A 16975-nucleotide genomic window follows, 5' to 3' on the forward strand; every position below is an offset into this window, starting at 1 on the left:
GTTTCCGCCGACCCGGCCAAGATGCTGCCGGGAGTGCGGGGATCGCAGTTGCTTGACCGGAGACCACCTCACTATCGATGTCCTGCGGTACCCGGGCTCAGACTTCCGCCCGGGCGATCCTGATGGTGCTCTGCGTCCTCCGTTCGTCCCTCTGGATCAATCACTTACCAAACGGGAACCGGTTACTGCTCATACTGCGAACCGCTTGTACTTCTGGTGGCCTCGCCCAGCGCCACTCTTCGGCAGCCAGCCCCGTCGCCCATCCTGCATCTGCTCTGGCTTAGAACCCCACTGCCGAACTTCCCGGTACGCGCGCCCGCAGCCGACGCCTTCACCGAGGTGCTGCTCACTGACTTCACTGCTGGTACTGCCAACTGCACTTACTGCGAGTACTGCCACTGCGGTAACTGCGGTACTGCTTGTGGCGGCCCCTGATCACTGCGGGCCACCCGGTCCGGTGGTCAGTCCCGTCGCCGTCCTGCAACCGCTCTGGCTTCGGAACTCCACCACCGCACCGTCCTGCGAACTGCAACTGCGGATCCTGCTTGTACTGCGGGTACTGCCGCCCGGCAGTTCGTCTCTGCCGGGCCCTGCTGTCCCTCTGGGCTACGAGAGAAACCATAACCACGCCGCAGCCCAATGTCTACTCCAGCCGAGATAGATTTTCCGGCGCGCCGAGGAGGGCATTGAGGTGGCCGTCCAGGCCCCGGCCCGCACGCGCCGCGCATGCGCCCCCTGACGTCGACGGCGGCACCGGGGCTTCGGCCGGCCCCTGGTCAGCAGGCTCGCCCGAGCGACCGCGGTCACCCGTCGGGCCACCGGCGGGAAGACGGATGAGTGCCCTTCTCGCCTGGTGGCGCTACCGCTGGAGCGGGCGGACAGGCCGGTGAATAGAATCGGCTCTCATGTCGAAGCCTGACCAGCTGCTCGTTGAAGTCGCCACCCTGGTGGAGTCCGGGCAGAGCAATCAGATGTCCCTGACCGTGGTCACCAGCGGTGCTGTCATCACCGGTCGGCTGGCCCCCGAAGCCGTCTGGAGGCAGCGGGTGTCGGAGGTCCTGACGGACTCGGCCCGCCTGGCCGAGTTCTCCGCCGTCTTCACCGCCACGACCCGCCGGGACGGGCCGCCAACCCATCTGCACTTCCATGTGGCCCGGATCCTGCAGGGCACGGTGGGGATCCCGGAGACGGGCGGGATGTATCGAGTCTCGATCGCGGATGTCAGTGCCTGGACCGTGGGCGACTTCAGCTACTCCGACCACTGACCCTGCGCCGCGTAGAGAAAGCCGTCGGTACGCAGGAGGGCCCGACCGGCACGTGCCGGTCGGGCCCTCGTCGCCAAGTCCGTGTCGGCTCGCGCCGGTCCCGTCGGTCAGACGGTAACGGGGTGCCCGAGCATTGCGGCTGCCTTCTGGAGCGGGCTGAGGACGCGAGTGGGGGCTGCGGCCTGGGGAAGCCCGCGGCAGGTGAACCCGAGCTGGGTCATGGCCCGGAGGACTTCACCGGCGCTGAAGTCACGGCGGTCCTGGCGGGTGATGACCTGGCCGACCTGCTTGACGGGGTAGGTACGGCGCCCGATGATCACGGACTCGCCGACGGCCTGCTCGGGCTTGATGCCCTTCATCGATTCCAGGACGCCGCTCTTGGTCAGGTCGAACGGGAAGCGGGCGATGACGCAGCGCATGATGCCTCACAGGGAGAAGAGGTGAATGGTCCGACCGCGCGGTGAGGTCGTTCAGCGGGCAAGGGCGAGGACGCCCAGAGCGCTGCCTTGCTCATCGACGACGGGCAGGGCGTCGAGCCGGCGGTAGCGCATCGCGTGCTCGGCCTCGGCCATCGTGGTCATGGGCGAGGTGACCGGCCCGCGGTCGCCGAGAACGTCACGCAGCCTGACCCGGTCCGTGTACGCGTCACTGTCGCGGACGGTGGCGAGCCGGGCCTGGGTGACCAGTCCCGTGCACAGGCCGTCCTCGTCGCAGACGAGCAGATGTCCGGCGCGGGCACTGGCCATGACGGACAAGGCCACCTCGACCGTCATGTCGTCACAGACCTGTGGCCCGGCCGCCTCCATGGCGTTGCCCACGGTCTGGGCCACAGGGTTGGAAATCACCGGGCGGGGCTGCATCTGGACCAGCGTCAAAACGTGCCTCCTGGAGAGATGGGTCAGTCTTCTGATCACGTGGTTGTCAGGCCGCCGCATCGAAGGCGGACTGCCGCACGCTGACGCGCCGGGCAGCCGAAGCGGGGCTGCGTCGACCGCGGGAGGCTGTGCCGCGCTTGGGCCGCTCGGACACCGGCGCCGTGATGGTGACGGGGATGCCGGAAGGGGCCTGGGCTCCGGTGATCCGGTTCAGTGCTTCCTCGCCGGAGCGGACCTGGGTGGTCTGCGGGGTGATGCCCGCGGCCTGCATCAAGCGGGCCATCTCGCGGCGCTGATTGGGGGTGACCAGGGTGACGACGGTGCCGGACTCGCCGGCGCGGGCGGTGCGGCCGCCGCGGTGGAGGTAGTCCTTGTGGTCGGTGGGCGGGTCCACGTTGACGACGAGGTCGAGGTTGTCGACGTGGATGCCGCGGGCGGCGACGTTGGTGGCGACCAGGACGGTGACGTGTCCCGTCTTGAACTGGGCCAGGGTGCGGGTGCGCTGGGGCTGGGACTTACCTCCGTGGAGGGCGGCGGCACGGACGCCGCTGTCGAGGAGGCCCTGGGTGAGGCGGTCCACGGCGTGCTTGGTGTCCAGGAACATCATCACCCGGCCCTCGCGCGCCGCGATCTCCGTCGTCATCCGCTGCTTGTCGGCGCCGTGGACGTGCAGGATGTGGTGCTCCATGGTCGTCACCGCACCGGCCGAGGGGTCCACCGAGTGCACGACCGGGTCGGTCAGGTAGCGGCGCACCAGCAGGTCGACGTTGCGGTCCAGGGTGGCGGAGAACAGCATCCGCTGGCCTTCGGGGCGCACCTGGTCCAGGAGGGCGGTGACCTGGGGCATGAAGCCCATGTCGGCCATCTGGTCGGCTTCGTCGAGGACGGTGATCGCGATGTGGTTCAGCCGGCAGTCGCCCCGGTCGATGAGGTCCTTCAACCGGCCGGGCGTGGCCACGACGACCTCCGCGCCTCCGCGCAGCGCTCCGGCCTGCTTGCCGATCGACATGCCGCCGACGACCGTGGTCAGGCGCAGCTTCACGGCGCGGGCGTACGGGGTGAGGGCGTCGGTCACCTGCTGCGCCAGCTCACGCGTCGGGACCAGGATCAGGGCGAGGGGCTGGCGGGGCTCGGCGCGCTGACCGGCGGTGCGGGCCAGCAGCGCGAGGCCGAAGGCCAGGGTCTTGCCGGAGCCGGTGCGCCCCCGTCCCAGGACGTCACGGCCCGCGAGGGTGTTGGGCAAGGTGGCGCCCTGGATCGGGAAGGGCACGGTCACGCCCTGCGCGCCGAGGGCGGCCAGCAGCTCGGCCGGCATGTCGAGATCGGCGAAGGCTTCGACGGCGGGCAGCGCGGGAGTGATGGTCTTCGGCAGGGCGAACTCGCCCTGGACCGTCGCGGGTCGGCGGCCGAAGCCGCCCGAGCGGTTCGGGCCTCCGGAACGGCTCGGGGTGGACGAGCCGAAGCGGCTTCCCCGACCCGAACCAGCGTCAGTGCCGAAAGCGGGGCCACTGGTGCGGCTGCGGGTGCGGGAGGAACGGCCGTTCGTACGTGTGGGGTTCATTCAGAACCTTCCTTGATACGGCACGTATCAAGGAATTCCCGCAGCGAAAACGCGGCGCAGGGAATCACAAGAACGGGCCGAATGGAATGCGAAAGCGATTCTGGCCTGAGGAAATCTGCACGGGCGCAGTCGCTGAAATGGGTTGGCGTCCTGCGGACGCAATCCAGAGAACCAACGTGGGTGCAGCTCTGAGGAGCCTGCGACCCTGAACGGTACGTCCCGCAGGTGACTCCACTGCGGGAAATGCTTGCAGCTGGGGCCCGCACCCCGAGGGATGCGGGCCCCAGCTACGAAATGCGCGTCAGCGTCAGGCGGGAACGATGTTCTCGGCCGTCGGGCCCTTCTGGCCCTGCGCGATGTCGAAGGTGACCTTCTGGCCCTCCAGCAGCTCGCGGAAGCCCTGGGCGGCAATGTTCGAGAAGTGGGCGAACACGTCAGCGCCGCCTCCGTCCTGCTCGATGAAGCCGAAACCCTTTGCCGCGTTGAACCACTTCACGGTGCCAGCAGCCATGTCATATCTCCTTTGGGGCAGTACACCGGCATCCGCACCATGCGGATGCCGTGTCGCCGCGATGATGCCCCGCCCGGAAAATAGCCCGGAAATATAAAGCGCTCGAATGCGGCGCGGAGGCCGACTGGAGACGCTTGAAGTTTTTTTGGGTACCAAAACTGCAACCGAGATCGACAGTAGCACGCCTCAGTGGCTTGTGTGCGTTAAATATCTCCGCCTTATGCGGCGCGGCAAAAACTCTCCCGGTGGGGCCCGATGAACTCTCAGACCGCGGGCACAGATACTGATTCACCCCGACTGCAGCGTTTCGGCAGCAAGGGCGTTCACGAGCTGCGACGTGCGCCGTCAGGCGGAATGTGAGCCCTGCGGGCGGGGAAGGGGAGCGCAGGTGATGACCGAGTTGAAGTTCGAAACCGTCGTGTGTCCGCACTGCGCGGCCGGCCCAGACGCTGGGCAGGCCCTTGCTGCGAGTTGGGGCACGCGGAGGGCACGGCGAGGGCTGAGAGGTCTAGACAATGAAGAAGGCCCAGGTCGGTGACCTGGGCCTTCTTGCAAGAGCGGATGACGGGAATCGAACCCGCGCTATAAGCTTGGGAAGCTCATGTTCTACCATTAAACTACATCCGCATAGGTTTCCAGTTGTCTGGATCCTCAGCTTCGCCCACTCTACCTCATGATCGACCCCCGGTGAATCCGCCGCGGGGTCGTTGTCGTTCCGGGCGTGCAGGAGGGGTCGTGGGGGCGGGAGTTGGGGCGTGGCTTAAGGTTCGGAGCGGCGGCTGGAGCGGGTCTGAGTCATCCCCTAATGTGGCGATTCGTCGCAGTACGGCTCGTTGGGGAAAGGGACTCGATGGAGCACACCGTCGTCCGTTGTGCCGAAGGGCACGTTTTCAGCACCGCTTCGTTCCCGTTGCGGCAGCTCGGTGCCGCCCGGATCGGACCGGGGCGGTTGCTGCGGTGTCCGCGGTGCGCGCGGCTGAGGCACGCCGTGCCCGTGGGCGGCGCGAAGCGGTAGCCGTCGGGGCGTAGTGATCAGGGCGCGCGGGCGCCGCTCTCGATTGGGGGTGGCCCGCGCGCTCTGCGTATCCTCGGCACGTGCTTCTCTCTGACAAAGACATCCGGGCCGAGATCGACAGCGGACGGGTTCGCATCGACCCGTTCGACGAGTCGATGGTGCAGCCCTCCAGCATCGATGTGCGTCTCGACCGGTTCTTCCGGGTCTTCGAGAACCACCGGTACGCCCACATCGACCCCGCCACCGAGCAGCCGGACCTGACCCGGATGGTCGAGCCGGAGGGGGACGAGGCGTTCATCCTGCACCCGGGCGAATTCGTCCTCGCCTCGACCTACGAGGTCATCTCGCTGCCCGAGGACATCGCCTCCAGGTTGGAGGGGAAGTCCAGCCTGGGCCGCCTGGGGCTGGTCACGCATTCGACCGCCGGCTTCATCGACCCGGGCTTCTCGGGCCACGTGACCTTGGAGCTGTCGAACCTGGCCACGCTGCCGATCAAGCTCTGGCCGGGCATGAAGATCGGCCAGCTCTGCCTGTTCCGGCTCAGCTCGCCCGCGGAGTTCCCGTACGGCAGCGAGCGGTACGGGTCGCGCTACCAGGGCCAGCGCGGCCCGACGGCGTCGCGATCCTTCCAGAACTTCCACCGCACCCAGGTGAGGCACGAGGCATGAGCGACGTACGCGAGAACCTGACCTACGACGGGTTCGGGCGCGCCGTGCGCGAGCTGGCGCAGACCATCGCCGACGACGGCTACGAGCCCGACATCATCCTGAGCATCGCCCGCGGCGGCGTGTTCGTGGCGGGCGGCCTGGCGTACGCGCTCGACTGCAAAAACATTCACCTCGTGAATGTTGAATTTTATACGGGAGTGGGCACCACGCTGGAGATGCCGGTCATGCTGGCGCCGGTGCCCGAGGCCATCGACTTCACCGACAAGAAGGTGCTGATCGCCGACGACGTCGCCGACACCGGCAAGACGCTCAAGCTGGTGCACGACTTCTGCCTGGGCACGGTGGCGGAGGTCCGGTCGGCCGTCATCTACGAGAAGTCGCACTCGCTCGTGAAGTGCGAGTACGTGTGGAAGAAGACCGACGAGTGGATCAACTTCCCGTGGTCGGTCGAGCCGCCCGTCGTCAAGCGCGAGGGCCAGGTCCTCGACGCCTGACGGCGAGGGACGTACGAGGGGCATAGCGAAGGGACCGGCGCCACATCCGTGGGCCGGTCCCCTTCGTGTGCGGCCGCAGCGCTCAGATCGTGCCGAGCTTGATGATCGACAGCAGCGCGATCAGCTGGATCGCGGACGCGCCGAGCGCCTTCGGCCAGGGCAGGTCGTGCGACTTGCTCACCAGTGAGGTGAAGAGCGCGCCGGCCGCCAGCCAGGTGGCCCAGCCCAGGACCTGGACGACCATGTTGTCGCCGCCGAGGAAGACCGCGAACAGCAGGCGCGGCGCGTCGGTGATCGACATGACCAGCATCGACAGGCCGACGGTCGGCTGCCACGCACCGTCGCCGCCCAGCTGGCGGGCCAGGGTGTGGGTGACGCCGCCCAGGATGAGGCCGCAGATGACGAAGGCGACGCCGGTGCTGAGGACGATGGGGACGGCCTGGGCGAGGGTGGCCTTGATGGCGTCCTCACGGGCCTTGTCGAAGCCGAAGACCGCGAGCATGCCGTAGAGGAAGGTCACGATCAGCGCCGGACCCCAGACGGGGTAGTCGCGCATCCGGAAGAACGTCGGGCCCGGCCGCATCACGATGCCGCGCAGCAGCTCCTTCCAGGGCAGCCGCGGACCGGCCGGGGCGGCCGGCGCCGAACCGGCGTGGTACGTCGCGCCCTGGTAGGGCGCGGCCTGGCCGTACGGGTCCTCGCCGATGGAGAAGGCCTGCGTGTAGCCGGGGTTGTCGGCGTACGAGGCCTCGTGCGCGGGCTGCTGGTACGCCTGGGGGTGCGGTTGACCGTAGGGGTCGAAGTACTCGGGCTCGCCGTGGTCCCGGGCGCCGCCGGTGGCCTGCTGGGGCCACTGCTGCTGGGGAGGGGGACCGGCGGGAGGGTAGGGCTGACGGCCGTACGGCGCCTGCGGCGCGCCTGGCGCCTGCTGCTGACCGTACGGCTGCTGCCGCGGGGGTTGCGGGGGTTGTTGCGGGGTGCGGTTGTTGTCCCGGCCGCGTCCGATCCTGAATCCAGCCACGTGATCGAAAGTACCTGGTCCGGAGGGCGCGGGTGGGCGGGCGGCCGGAACCGGCGTCCTTTGCGGCTGAGCTGTGACATCCCCTAGGGGAACTCCCGGGGGTGTTCGTCACGGCCGGTGGGGCGGGAAGCCGGAACGGCCGGCCCCCTGGTCGGGGACCGGCCGTTCCGATGCCGTTGCCGCGGCGTGGACGTGCGGCGTGGTGGGCCTACTTGGCGCCCTCGGGCGCGTCAGCCTTCGCCCCGGCCTCGGGAGCCTGGGACTCCGGCTCCGCGTCGGCCGCGGTGGCCTCTGCCTTCGGCTCGGCCTTGGCCGCGGTGGCCTCTGCCTTCGGCTCGGCCTTGGCCGCGGTGGCCTCTGCCTTCGGCTCGGCCTTGGCCGCGGTGGCTTCCGGCTCTGCCTCGGCCTTCGGCGCGGGCTCCTCGGCCTTCGGCTCGATGTCGGCCTTCGGCTCGGACTCCTCGGCCTTCGGCTCGGTGTCGGCCTTCGGCGCGGGCGCCTCGGCCTCGGGGGCCTGGGATTCCGGCTCCGCGTCGGCCGCGGTGGCCTCGGCCTCCGGCCCGGCCTCCGCCTTGGTGGCGGCCTCCGCCTTGGCAGCGGCCTCCGCCTTGGTGGCGGCCTCCGCCTTGGCAGCGGCCTCCGCCTTGGCAGCGGCCTCCGCCTTGGTGGCGGCTTCCGCCTCGGCCTCTGCCTTGGCCTCGGCCTTTGCCTTGGCTTCGGCCTCGGCCTTTGCCTTGGCTTCGGCCTTCGCCTTGGCCGCCGCAGCCTCCGCGGCCGCCGCGGCCTCCGCCTCGGCCAGCGCCAGCGCCTCCGCGTCCGGGCCCGGGGTCTTCACCGACTCCAGCAGCAGCTGCGCCACGTCCACCACCTGGATGGACTCCTTGGCCTGGCCCTCGTTCTTCTTGCCGTTCACCGAGTCGGTCAGCATCACCAGGCAGAACGGGCACGCCGTCGACACGATGTCCGGGTTCAGGGACAGGGCCTCGTCCACGCGCTCGTTGTTGATGCGCTTGCCGATCCGCTCCTCCATCCACATCCGCGCGCCGCCCGCGCCGCAGCAGAAGCCCCGCTCCTTGTGGCGGTGCATCTCCTGCTGCCGCAGCCCCGGCACCGCCGACATGATCTCGCGCGGCGGCGTGTAGACCTTGTTGTGCCGGCCCAGGTAGCAGGGGTCGTGGTACGTGATCAGCCCGTCGACCGGCGTCACCGGCGTCAGCCGGCCCTCGTCGATCAGGTGCTGGAGCAGCTGCGTGTGGTGGATGACCTCGTACTCGCCGCCCAGCTGCGGGTACTCGTTCGCGATGGTGTTGAAGCAGTGCGGGCAGGTCGAGACGATCCGCTTCGCCGACTTCGGCTTGCGCGTCGCGGGGTCCTCGTCGTCCTCACCGAAGGCCATGTTCAGCATGGCCACGTTCTCCTGCGCCAGCTGCTGGAACAGTGGCTCGTTGCCCAGGCGGCGCGGTGAGTCACCGGTGCACTTCTCGTCCCCGCCCATGATCGCGAACTTGACGCCCGCGATGTTCAGCAGCTCCGCGAAGGCCTTCGTGGTCTTCTTCGCCCGGTCCTCCAGCGCGCCGGCGCAGCCGACCCAGTAGAGGTAGTCGAACTCGGAGAGGTCCTCCGCGTCCTTGCCGACGATCGGGACCTCGAAGTCGACCTCCTTGGTCCACTCCACCCGCTGCTTCTTGGCCAGGCCCCAGGGGTTGCCTTTCTTCTCCAGGTTCTTGAGCATCGTGCCCGCCTCCGACGGGAACGCGCTCTCGATCATCACCTGGTAGCGCCGCATGTCGACGATGTGGTCGATGTGCTCGATGTCGACCGGGCACTGCTCGACGCACGCGCCGCAGGTGGTGCAGGACCACAGCACGTCGGGGTCGATGACACCGTTCTCCTCGACCGTGCCGATCAGCGGGCGCTCCGCCTCGGCCAGGGCGGCGGCGGGAACGTCCTTCAGCTGCTCGGCGGTCGCCTTCTCGTTGCCCTCCATGTCCTTGCCGCCGCCCGCGAGCAGGTACGGCGCCTTGGCGTGCGCGTGGTCGCGCAGCGACATGATCAGGAGCTTCGGGGAGAGCGGCTTGCCCGTGTTCCAGGCGGGGCACTGCGACTGGCAGCGGCCGCACTCGGTGCAGGTGGAGAAGTCGAGGATGCCCTTCCAGGAGAACTGCTCGACCTGGGAGACGCCGAAGACGTCGTCCTCGCCCGGCTCCTCGAAGTCGATCTCCTTGCCGCCGCTGGTCATCGGCTGGAGCGCGCCCAGGGCGGTGGAGCCGTCCGCGTTGCGCTTGAACCAGATGTTCGGGAAGCCGAGGAAGCGGTGCCAGGCGACACCCATGTTGGTGTTGAGCGAGACCACGATCATCCAGATCAGCGAGACGCCGATCTTGACCATCGCGGTGAAGTAGATGGCGTTCTGGAGGGCCCCGAGCGAGAGGCCCTTGAAGGCCAGCACCAGCGGGTACGAGGCGAAGTACGCCGGCTCGTACGAGTCCACGTGGTGGGTCGCGCCTTCGAGGCCGCGCAGGGTGAGGATCGCGAGGCCGATGGTGAGGATCACGTACTCGACGAAGTACGCCTGCCAGGCCTTGGAGCCGGCGAAGCGCGACTTGCGGCCGGCCCGCGAGGGCAGCGAGAGCAGCCGGATCGCCATCAGGACGACGATGCCGAGGATCGTCATGACGCCGATGAACTCGATGTAGAGCTCGAAGGGCAGGAAGTCGCCGACGACCGGGAGCGTCCAGTCGGCCCGGAAGAGCTGGCCGTACGCCTGCAGCAGCGTCGGCGGCAGCGTCAGGAAGCCGATGGCGACGAACCAGTGCGCGAAGCCGACGATGCCCCAGCGGTTCATCCGGCTGTGGCCGAGGAACTCCCTGACCAGGGTGAGCGTTCGTTCCTTCGGACGGTCCGTGCGGCTGCCCGCCGGCACGGGTTGACCGAGTTTCACGAACCGGTAGATCTGCGCCACGGCTCGGGCGAGCAGCGCGACGCCGACCACGGTCAGGACCAGCGACACGATGATCGCGGCGAGTTGCATGGGAGGGCTCCTCGGGCGGGACTTACTAAGCGGTAACTTATTGAGTCAAGGCTTGAGGTTACCCAGTTCCCGCGCCGCAATGTAGGTGGGCGTGCGGTGATCTGTGTCGCTCAGGCATGCCTCTGTCGGTAGGCGGCCCGGGGGGTCTGCGCGAGGATCGCCAGATCCATCCCCAGCCAGTGACTCTCCACATAGTGCCGGTCCAGCAGGGCCATCTCTTCCCAGGGCAGGTCGGAGCGGGCGCTCACTTGCCACAATCCGGTCATACCGGGCCGTACGAGCAGCCTATCGGCCCTGTCCGCGCACGCCTCGGGCCGCGGGCCGACCAGTGACATCTCGCCGCGCAGCACATTGAGCAGCTGCGGCATCGCGTCCAGGGCGCACCGTTCGACGAGCCCGCCCGCCCGGCCCGCGCCCTCCGTGCGCAGCCGCCAGGTCCGGAACGTGCGCCCGCCCGCCCCGGCCGCCGGCTCCCGTACGAGGACACGCGCGCCCGGCGTCCCGCGCCGCCCGGCCCCGGCCGCGTACAGCAGTGCGCCGGCCGCGAGCAGCGGGACGGCGAACGCGACGGCCAGCAGCAGCGCCCCGAGGAGGTCGAGCACCCGCTTCGCCGACAGGTCCGGCCGCGGGGGCGTCCAGGCGGGGCGCCGGATCGCGGGGAGCGTGAGGGGCGGCAGCGGCATGCAGGCACCGTGCCGTACGGCCGCGCCGGGCCCGGGTCGGCGCGCGGCGGGCGTCGCCCGCTCGGCCCCGCAGGGCAGGGCTGGAAGGCGCTGGTTGAGCGTAAGGGTGGCGTAAGAGTTGAGTCGACTCGGCTCACCTCTGTTGACGCAGGCGGAGGGTTCCTGCATCCTTGAGTCTGTTCCACTCAAGTCAGCTGGAGGAATCAAAATGGCACGTGCGGTCGGCATCGACCTGGGCACCACTAACTCCGTCGTCAGCGTTCTGGAAGGCGGCGAGCCCACCGTCATCACCAACGCCGAGGGCGCCAGGACCACGCCGTCCGTCGTCGCCTTCGCCAAGAACGGCGAGGTCCTCGTCGGCGAGGTCGCCAAGCGCCAGGCGGTCACGAACGTGGACCGTACGATCCGCTCGGTCAAGCGCCACATGGGCACTGACTGGAAGATCAACCTGGACGGCAAGGACTTCAACCCGCAGCAGATGAGCGCCTTCATCCTGCAGAAGCTGAAGCGCGACGCCGAGGCGTACCTGGGTGAGAAGGTCACGGACGCGGTCATCACCGTTCCGGCCTACTTCAACGACTCCGAGCGTCAGGCGACGAAGGAGGCCGGCGAGATCGCGGGCCTGAACGTCCTGCGCATCGTCAACGAGCCGACGGCCGCCGCCCTGGCCTACGGCCTCGACAAGGACGACCAGACCATCCTCGTCTTCGACCTCGGTGGCGGCACGTTCGACGTGTCCCTGCTGGAGATCGGCGACGGCGTCGTCGAGGTGAAGGCCACCAACGGCGACAACCACCTCGGTGGCGACGACTGGGACCAGCGCGTCGTCGACTACCTCGTGAAGCAGTTCGCCAACGGCCACGGCGTCGACCTGTCCAAGGACAAGATGGCGCTCCAGCGGCTGCGCGAGGCCGCCGAGAAGGCGAAGATCGAGCTGTCCTCCTCCACGGAGACCTCGATCAACCTGCCCTACATCACGGCTTCCGCCGAGGGCCCGCTGCACCTGGACGAGAAGCTCACCCGCGCCCAGTTCCAGCAGCTGACCGCGGACCTGCTCGACCGCTGCAAGACCCCGTTCCACAACGTCATCAAGGACGCCGGCATCCAGCTGTCCGAGATCGACCACGTGGTCCTGGTCGGCGGCTCCACCCGCATGCCGGCCGTCGCCGAGCTCGTCAAGGAGCTCACCGGCGGTCAGGACGCCAACAAGGGCGTCAACCCGGACGAGGTCGTCGCCATCGGCGCCACCCTCCAGGCCGGTGTGCTCAAGGGTGAGGTCAAGGACGTCCTGCTGCTCGACGTGACCCCGCTGTCCCTCGGCATCGAGACCAAGGGCGGCATCATGACCAAGCTGATCGAGCGCAACACGACCATCCCGACCAAGCGGTCGGAGATCTTCACGACGGCCGAGGACAACCAGCCGTCGGTGCAGATCCAGGTCTACCAGGGCGAGCGCGAGATCGCGGCGTACAACAAGAAGCTCGGCATGTTCGAGCTGACCGGTCTGCCGCCGGCCCCGCGCGGGGTCCCGCAGATCGAGGTCTCCTTCGACATCGACGCCAACGGCATCATGCACGTCACGGCCAAGGACCTCGGCACGGGCAAGGAGCAGAAGATGACCGTCACCGGCGGCTCTTCGCTCGGCAAGGACGAGGTCGACCGCATGCGCCAGGAGGCGGAGCAGTACGCGGACGAGGACCTGCGCCGCAAGGAGGCCGCGGAGACCCGCAACCAGGCCGAGCAGCTCGTGTACCAGACGGAGAAGTTCGTCAAGGACAACGAGGACAAGGTCCCTGGTGACGTCAAGACCGAGGTCGAGGCGGCCGTCGCCGAGCTGAAGGAGAAGCTCAAGGGCGAGGACACCACCGAGATCCGTACCGCCACGGAGAAGGTCGCGGCGGTCAGCCAGAAGCTCGGCCAGGCGATCTACGCCGACGCGCAGGCGGCCCAGGCCGCCGGTGGCGCGGGCGACGCCGGCCAGGCCAAGGCCGACGACGACGTGGTCGACGCCGAGATCGTGGACGACGAGAAGCCGAAGGGCGGCGCTGCCTGATGTCGGAGGAGACCCCGGGTTTCGACGAGAAGCCTGATGTCCCCACCGGCGCCGGCGCGGACGACGCGGCAGCCGAGCCGAAGGCCGCCGACTCCTCCAAGGAGGACGAGGCGGCCCGGACCGGGGACGCAGCAGCCGAGGCCCTCGGCAAGGAGACGGCCCTCGTGGCGCAGCTGGACCAGGCCCGCACCGCGCTCGGCGAGCGCACCGCGGACCTCCAGCGGCTCCAGGCGGAGTACCAGAACTACCGCCGGCGGGTGGAGCGGGACCGGATCGCCGTCAAGGAGATCGCGGTCGCGTCCCTCCTGACGGAACTGCTCCCGACCCTGGACGACATCGGCCGGGCGCGGGAGCATGGCGAGCTGGTCGGCGGCTTCAAGTCGGTGGCCGAATCGCTGGAGACCGCCGCCGCCAAGATGGGGCTGCAGCAGTTCGGCAAGGAGGGCGAGCCCTTCGACCCGACGGTCCACGAGGCCCTGATGCACTCGTACGCGCCGGACGTCACCGAGACGACCTGCGTGGCGATCCTGCAGCCGGGCTACCGGATCGGCGAGCGCACCATCCGTCCCGCCCGGGTCGCGGTGGCCGAGCCCCAGCCGGGCGCGGCTCCCGCCGCGAAGTCCGAGTCCGCGGACGGCGATACGCCGTCTGACAAGGACACGGATGCCCCGGACGAGGGCTGACGTCGAACATGTAGGTGTACGAGAGGAGGGCCACCGGGGATGAGCACGAAGGACTTCGTCGAGAAGGACTACTACAAGGTCCTCGGTGTCCCCAAGGACGCCACCGAGGCCGAGATCAAGAAGGCGTACCGGAAGCTCGCCCGCGAGTTCCACCCGGACGCCAACAAGGGTGACGCCTCGGCCGAGGAGCGCTTCAAGGAGATCTCCGAGGCGAACGACGTCCTCGGGGACGCCAAGAAGCGCAAGGAGTACGACGAGGCCCGCGCGCTGTTCGGAAACGGTGGCTTCCGCCCCGGTCCGGGCGGGGCCGGCGGCTCGTTCAACTTCGACCTCGGCGACCTCTTCGGCGGTACCCAGCCGGGCGGCGCGGGCGGCGGCTTCGGCGGCGGCCTCGGGGACGTCTTCGGCGGCCTGTTCAACCGCGGCGGCGCGGGCCCGGGTGCGGGAACCCGTACCCAGCCCCGCCGCGGCCAGGACATCGAGTCGGAGGTCACCCTCTCCTTCACGGAGGCGGTGGACGGGGCCACGGTCCCGCTCCGGATGTCCTCGCAGGCCCCCTGCAAGGCCTGTTCGGGCACCGGCGACAAGAACGGCACCCCCAGGGTGTGCCCGACCTGTGTCGGTACCGGCCAGGTGTCGCGGGGCAGCGGCGGCGGCTTCTCGCTGACCGACCCCTGCGCGGACTGCAAGGGCCGCGGCCTGATCGCCGAGACCCCCTGTGACGTCTGCAAGGGCAGTGGCCGCGCGCGCAGTTCCCGCACCATGCAGGTCCGGATCCCGGCGGGCGTCTCCGACGGCCAGCGGATCCGGCTGCGCGGCAAGGGCGCTCCGGGCGAGCGGGGCGGTCCCGCCGGCGACCTGTACGTGGTGGTCCACGTCGGCAGCCACCCCGTGTTCGGGCGCAAGGACGACAACCTGACGGTGACCGTCCCGGTGACGTTCGCGGAGGCCGCCCTCGGCGCCGAGATCAAGGTGCCGACGCTGAACGGACCTTCGGTCACGCTCAAACTGCCGCCGGGCACGCCGGGCGGCCGTACGATGCGCGCCCGGGGCAAGGGCGCGGTCCGCAAGGACGGCACCCGCGGCGACCTGCTGGTGACGGTCGAGGTGTCCGTCCCGGCGGAGCTGTCGGACAAGGCCCGCGAGGCGCTGGAGATGTACCGCGACGCGACCGGGTCCGAGGACCCGCGCGCCGCGCTGTTCGAGTCCGCGAAGGGAGCATGAGATGGACGGCCGCCGCAAGAACCCGTACCAACTGACCGATGAGACACCGGTCTATGTGATCTCGGTGGCCGCCCAGCTCTCGGGCCTGCACCCGCAGACCCTGCGCCAGTACGACCGTCTCGGGCTGGTCTCACCGGGCCGGACGGCCGGGCGCGGACGGCGGTATTCGGCCAGGGACATCGAGCTGCTCCGTACGGTGCAGGCGCTGTCCCAGGACGAGGGCATCAACCTCGCGGGGATCAAGCGGATCATCGAGCTGGAGAACCAGGTCGCGGCCCTGCAGCAGCGCGTGGCCGAACTGTCCACAGCTGTGGACGGCGCGGCCGCCGCCCTCCAGGCGAGGGAAGCGCAGGTGCACGCCTCGTACCGGCGCGACCTGGTCCCGTACCAGCCGCCGCAGGCAGGCAGTGCGCTGGTCGTGTGGCGCCCCAAGCGCCCGCAGGGCTGACCGGGGCGAAGAGGCCCGTCGGCCCGCTCCGCAGGACATGTGGACCCCGCCCGGGGAACCGGGCGGGGTCCCCCGTTTTCCGGGCGCCAGAGGGGCCCCGGGCGTCACGCCCGCCCCGGGCGTCAGACGGGCCCGCGTCAGACCGGCCCAGGCGTCAGACGTGCCCAGGCGGCAGCGGCGGGGCGGCGCTGTGCAGGATCCCCGACTGCGCGATGAGGAAGCCGAGCTGGGCGCGGCTGCCGCTGCCCAGGGCGGTCGCCAGCTTCGCGATGTGCGCGCGGCAGGTGCGTACGTTCATCCCCAGCCGGCGCGCGATCGCCTCGTCCACGTGCCCCTCGATGAGGAGTTGGGCGATGGAGCGCTGTACGCCGGAGATACCATCCGGCGTGTGCGTGTACGTCACCTCGTCGCCCAGCGGCACGGCCCGGCGCCACAGTTGCTCGAAGACCTTGATGAGGTAGTCGACCAGCCCCGGGTGCCGCAGTTCCAGCGCCACCCGGCGGTCGTCGCTCGCGGGGATGAACGCCACCGTACGGTCGAAGATCATGAGGCGCTCGATGAGCTCCTCCAGCGTGCGGATCTCCACCTTTCCCGTGGAGATGCGGTCCACGTAGGCGAGCGTGCCCTGGCTGTGCCGCACGGTGTGCTGGTAGAGCGTACGGATGCTCACCCCGCGGTCGATCAGCGGCGCGGCGCGCTCCAGGGCCTCGCTGAGGATGAACGTGGGCCGGGCGCCGCCCGGCTGGACGGTCAGGGCCTCGGTGTGGCACTCGGCGGTGGCCAGGTCGAGCGCGGCGTTGATCTGGTCGATTCCCTCCAGCACCGTGATGGCGTGGGTGTTGGCGGGACTCTGGGCGCTGATGGCGAGGAACGGCTCGAATGCATCGGTGAGATCTACAGCGGTGCGTCTGCGGTCCTGGATCTCACGTTCGATGGGGTGGAGCCGTTGGGCGAGTGCGACGGAGGGGGGAACCGCGCGGAGTTGGTTCGCGTCATCCGGATCGGGTCGTAGCAGAGCGAATTCGAGCAGGCAGGGGGCGTTCCTGACCTCACCGCGGGCGACGCGGCCGGTGCTCAGCGCGGCCGCGTAAAGCCGTGCTCCCTCCGCGCACATCGCCGTGACGGGGTGGGGATGTGTCGGGTTTGTCTCACTTCTTGTCAAATCTCCACCCCCCAGGGTCCTGAACATGTAAGAACATGATGCATCGTCCCTGTGGCACTGACGTGCCTGAATAAGCCATCGTCTGTCACTGCGGGGGAGAGGATTCCATCAAGTGAGGACGAAGCCGACCATGTATAAGAGAATGCTTCGCTCGGCGCTTGCCGTTGTTTTCTCCGCCGTTGCGGTCTTCGGGGCAGTCGTCGCCGTCAACGGGGGCGCGGGAAGCGTTCAGGCCAGTGCTGCCGGTACGCCCGTCGAGTCGGCAGGCAAGCACGATCTCG

General features: G+C 69.2%; 14 protein-coding genes, 1 tRNA gene and 1 pseudogene. 7 read left to right on the top strand and 9 right to left on the bottom strand.

Features of this window, described 5'->3' with window-relative positions:
- The first annotated feature begins 905 nt into the window (after nt 1-905).
- A complete protein-coding gene (locus ACWGH1_RS02455) occupies nt 906-1265 on the top strand; it encodes a hypothetical protein (RefSeq protein ID WP_453357728.1) in 360 nt (119 codons plus the stop codon).
- Nucleotides 1266-1372: 107 nt separating this feature from the next.
- On the opposite strand, the gene ACWGH1_RS02460 is transcribed toward ACWGH1_RS02455, so the two are convergent.
- From ACWGH1_RS02460 to ACWGH1_RS02480, 5 genes are all read right to left on the bottom strand, one after another.
- Nucleotides 1373-1684 carry an SCO5918 family protein gene (locus ACWGH1_RS02460; protein ID WP_453357249.1) on the bottom strand — a complete coding sequence of 104 codons (312 nt, stop codon included), beginning with the start codon at nt 1682-1684 and terminating at the stop codon, nt 1373-1375.
- A 51-nt stretch (nt 1685-1735) separates the two neighbouring features.
- The gene (locus ACWGH1_RS02465) at nt 1736-2140 is read right to left on the bottom strand and encodes a CBS domain-containing protein (RefSeq protein WP_453357250.1); all 405 of its coding nucleotides are present in this window, start codon (nt 2138-2140) and stop codon (nt 1736-1738) included.
- A gap of 46 nt (nt 2141-2186) precedes the next feature.
- The gene (locus ACWGH1_RS02470) at nt 2187-3701 is read right to left on the bottom strand and encodes a DEAD/DEAH box helicase (RefSeq protein ID WP_453357251.1); all 1515 of its coding nucleotides are present in this window, start codon (nt 3699-3701) and stop codon (nt 2187-2189) included.
- A 307-nt stretch (nt 3702-4008) separates the two neighbouring features.
- Entirely contained in the window at nt 4009-4212 is a 204-nt protein-coding gene (locus tag ACWGH1_RS02475; RefSeq protein ID WP_361312641.1) for a cold-shock protein, read from the bottom strand.
- Between the two features lie 556 nt (nt 4213-4768).
- Nucleotides 4769-4839: transfer RNA gene (locus ACWGH1_RS02480), tRNA-Gly, on the bottom strand.
- Between the two features lie 468 nt (nt 4840-5307).
- On the opposite strand from ACWGH1_RS02480, the gene dcd reads away from it, so the two are divergent.
- The gene (gene dcd / locus ACWGH1_RS02485; RefSeq protein WP_136210083.1) at nt 5308-5895 is read left to right on the top strand and encodes a dCTP deaminase; all 588 of its coding nucleotides are present in this window, start codon (nt 5308-5310) and stop codon (nt 5893-5895) included.
- On the top strand, nt 5892-6389 hold the full coding sequence (locus ACWGH1_RS02490; protein WP_453356848.1) for a phosphoribosyltransferase: 498 nt from the start codon (nt 5892-5894) through the stop codon (nt 6387-6389). The genes dcd and ACWGH1_RS02490 overlap by 4 nt, the downstream gene beginning before the upstream one ends.
- Before the next feature lie 82 nt (nt 6390-6471).
- On the opposite strand, the gene ACWGH1_RS02495 is transcribed toward ACWGH1_RS02490, so the two are convergent.
- From ACWGH1_RS02495 to ACWGH1_RS02505, 3 genes and pseudogenes are all read right to left on the bottom strand, one after another.
- Nucleotides 6472-7410 (bottom strand): Yip1 family protein, encoded by a 939-nt coding sequence (locus ACWGH1_RS02495; RefSeq protein ID WP_453356847.1) that lies wholly within the window; start codon nt 7408-7410, stop codon nt 6472-6474.
- A gap of 823 nt (nt 7411-8233) precedes the next feature.
- Nucleotides 8234-10441: pseudogene (locus tag ACWGH1_RS02500) on the bottom strand ((Fe-S)-binding protein); the annotation flags it as partial.
- Between the two features lie 110 nt (nt 10442-10551).
- The gene (locus tag ACWGH1_RS02505) at nt 10552-11124 is read right to left on the bottom strand and encodes a sugar transferase (RefSeq protein ID WP_453354752.1); all 573 of its coding nucleotides are present in this window, start codon (nt 11122-11124) and stop codon (nt 10552-10554) included.
- A gap of 208 nt (nt 11125-11332) precedes the next feature.
- Between ACWGH1_RS02505 and dnaK the strand changes: the two genes are divergently transcribed.
- From dnaK to ACWGH1_RS02525, 4 genes are read left to right on the top strand one after another with little or no spacing between them, the layout of a single operon-like run.
- Complete coding sequence (dnaK, locus tag ACWGH1_RS02510) at nt 11333-13177, top strand: molecular chaperone DnaK (protein WP_453354751.1); 1845 nt, start codon at nt 11333-11335, stop codon at nt 13175-13177.
- Complete coding sequence (gene grpE, locus ACWGH1_RS02515) at nt 13177-13860, top strand: nucleotide exchange factor GrpE (protein WP_453354750.1); 684 nt, start codon at nt 13177-13179, stop codon at nt 13858-13860. The genes dnaK and grpE overlap by 1 nt, the downstream gene beginning before the upstream one ends.
- A gap of 39 nt (nt 13861-13899) precedes the next feature.
- On the top strand, nt 13900-15084 hold the full coding sequence (gene dnaJ / locus ACWGH1_RS02520; RefSeq protein ID WP_453354749.1) for a molecular chaperone DnaJ: 1185 nt from the start codon (nt 13900-13902) through the stop codon (nt 15082-15084).
- Between the two features lies 1 nt (nt 15085).
- Entirely contained in the window at nt 15086-15532 is a 447-nt protein-coding gene (locus ACWGH1_RS02525; protein WP_453354748.1) for a heat shock protein transcriptional repressor HspR, read from the top strand.
- 154 nt (nt 15533-15686) lie between these two features.
- Here ACWGH1_RS02525 and ACWGH1_RS02530 read toward each other — a convergent pair whose 3' ends face one another.
- Complete coding sequence (locus tag ACWGH1_RS02530; protein WP_453355982.1) at nt 15687-16721, bottom strand: helix-turn-helix transcriptional regulator; 1035 nt, start codon at nt 16719-16721, stop codon at nt 15687-15689.
- Nucleotides 16722-16975: the final 254 nt, after the last annotated feature.

It is taken from the genome of Streptomyces sp. NPDC054883 (assembly GCF_053610645.1).